This is a genomic window from Rhodococcus sp. KRD162 (assembly GCF_017168335.1).
Lineage (GTDB): Bacteria > Actinomycetota > Actinomycetes > Mycobacteriales > Mycobacteriaceae > Rhodococcoides.
On sequence record NZ_JABFAU010000063.1, the window covers coordinates 1 to 2220 of the forward strand.

Consider the following 2220-nt stretch of genomic DNA (forward strand, 5'->3'; position numbering starts at 1 on the left):
ATTGGAGGGCAGCAGGGGCTCTATCCGCTCCCACTGCTCGTCGGTGAACTGGCGAAATCGTGACTTCGTCTGTCCCATACGGCCACGGTCTCGCGGGTCACCGCTCAGCTATGGGAGACACGCCCTAGTGGCCGCTGCAGCCATCTCGGTGTCCTCCAGCCTTGGAAATCGCGTCGTGCTCGCTCCTGGTCGGTTCAATGCTGAGCCGATTGGATCCCAGGAGCGTGTAGTGGCGGGTTAATGGCCGTGGCCACCGGGCATTGCGAACATCATCAGGCCCATCATCGCCACGCACAGCGCGCCAAACACGATCACTCCGGTGCCTGCGACCCCGGTCACCAGCAGGACCCCGACAAGAACGAGCATCGGGACACAACACGCGAGCATCATCCAACGATGACCGGAGCGTCCGGGCTTCGAGGGCTCGGGCGGGTACTGCTCTTCCAGAGGCCCATCGCTGTAGGGGGAAGCCGACCCCGCAACGGGGGGCTGATCAGGGGGCGCGTCTAGTGGCTGGCGCCGTCGCTCCTGGGGTGATTGCTCGCTCATGAGGGGTGTCCTTTCCGAAGCGGGAGGCGGCCCAATTTTTTGTACAGTGGACAGTGCCCGGTCCCACCAGTGACGATCAGGTCCAGACCAGCCACGATCAACAACAGCTCCACGATCACCGCGCCCGTGGAGTCCGCCTGGCTGAGCAGAATTCCTCCGCCAACGACACCGAGAAGACCCAACACGATGCGAGCGCCCCTTTCGATAGGGGTGATGTTGATACTCCATCTCGCCTGCATCGTTTCCTCCTGGGTGCTCGATCCAGCCCCGAGTGCACGGGACCATTGATCGGTACACCCCCAATCTGCCAAGTGTTTGTGAAGGACGAACTGTCCTTCACGTGAAGGTTCGGTGAAGCCGGTACGGCGTGTGCCACAAGTGTGGGGAGATGCGCGCCTCAACGCGCTCAGCGGACGCGCGTCGTGCGGCCTGAATCGCGCTGGGTTGGTTGGAGTCTCTGGTGTGCTCTGTGTTCTCACTGGTGTTGGTGGTGTCGCACGGCGAGCCACTGGGCGAGGACGATGGCTAGGGCCACTAGCGCGGTGGTGACGAGGGTGAACGGGTCCGATTGGCTCTTGGTGAGCAGGAAGGGCACCAGTACCGCGAGGTCAAGGATGATCGCGAGCAACGGGATCCAGGAGTTGGCGGCGACGTCGTTTTTGAGACGGCGGATGATCCCGAAGTGGATGGCAATGTCCATGGCCAAATACAAGATAGCGCCAAGGGAGGCGATCTGGGAGAGGTCGAAGAAGGCGGCCATCACGATCGCCAGCCCGGCGGTGATGTAGAGCGACTGATGTCCTGGCCGGCCGGGCAGGCCCGGGGCTTGGCCCATTTCTCGGAGCATGTCGTAGAGCTTCGAGACTGAGAATAGGCTCGCGATCAGTCCAGACAGTGTGGCGACCACCGCGATAAGCACGGTTATTCTCATGCCCCAGTCGCCGAACATCGGCTGGGCTGCTTCGGCCAGTGCGTAGTCGCGGGCCTCGATGATCTCTGGCACGGTCAGGCTCGCAGTGACTGCGACGGTGATCAATAGATAGAGCGCCGTGCACAGGGCGATGGAAATAATGATTGAGCGGCCGATATTGCGCTTGGGGTTCTTCAGATCCCCGCCGTGGTTGGTGATCGTGGTGAACCCCTTGTACGCCAGGATGCATAGGGTGACACCGGCGAGAAAGCCCACCCATCCCTGGTCTGGTGGCGTGCGTCCAGCGGCGGTAATGAGCCGGGGCAGGGAGGAGAGTCCCGCGGCGAGGATTCCCGCGATCGCCAGCACCGCGATGCCGACGATCTTGAGCGCTGCGGTGACCGTGGCAGAGCGCTCCACTAGTTGGTTGCCCACCAGGTTCACCAGTGCGGCGCCGGCGATGGCGAGGACGGCCAGCACCGGGACCCACACGTCGGAGTCCTGCATCCCGAACGGTCGCAGCATGTAGGTACCGAAGGTTCGGCCGAGAAGGGACTCGGCGAGGATCATCGACACGTACATGAACAGCGAAACCGAGCCAGCCACGACCCCGGGTCCATACGCGGCTTTGAGTTGCATCGCGATTCCGCCCGAGGAAGGGTTGGTGGCTGAGTAGCGGATGTAGGAGTAGGAGCTGAAGGCCACCACCACTGCCCCGGCAAGGAAGGCCCACGGCATCCACCCCCCGGCCAGCTCGGCGA

The 2220-nt window shown here is 63.0% G+C and carries 3 protein-coding genes; all 3 read right to left on the reverse strand.

All coding sequences use genetic code 11. The features are described 5' to 3' along the window. Window positions 1–237: 237 nt before the first annotated feature. The gene (locus J1M87_RS26425) at window positions 238–549 is read right to left on the reverse strand and encodes a hypothetical protein (RefSeq protein ID WP_003862073.1); all 312 of its coding nucleotides are present in this window, start codon (window positions 547–549) and stop codon (window positions 238–240) included. Then, on the reverse strand, window positions 546–788 hold the full coding sequence (locus tag J1M87_RS26430; RefSeq protein ID WP_076599981.1) for a DUF2892 domain-containing protein: 243 nt from the start codon (window positions 786–788) through the stop codon (window positions 546–548). The genes J1M87_RS26425 and J1M87_RS26430 overlap by 4 nt, the downstream gene beginning before the upstream one ends. A gap of 236 nt (window positions 789–1024) precedes the next feature. Beyond that, a partial coding sequence (locus J1M87_RS26435; RefSeq protein WP_206492660.1) for an APC family permease occupies window positions 1025–2220 on the reverse strand: 1196 nt, incomplete at its 5' end.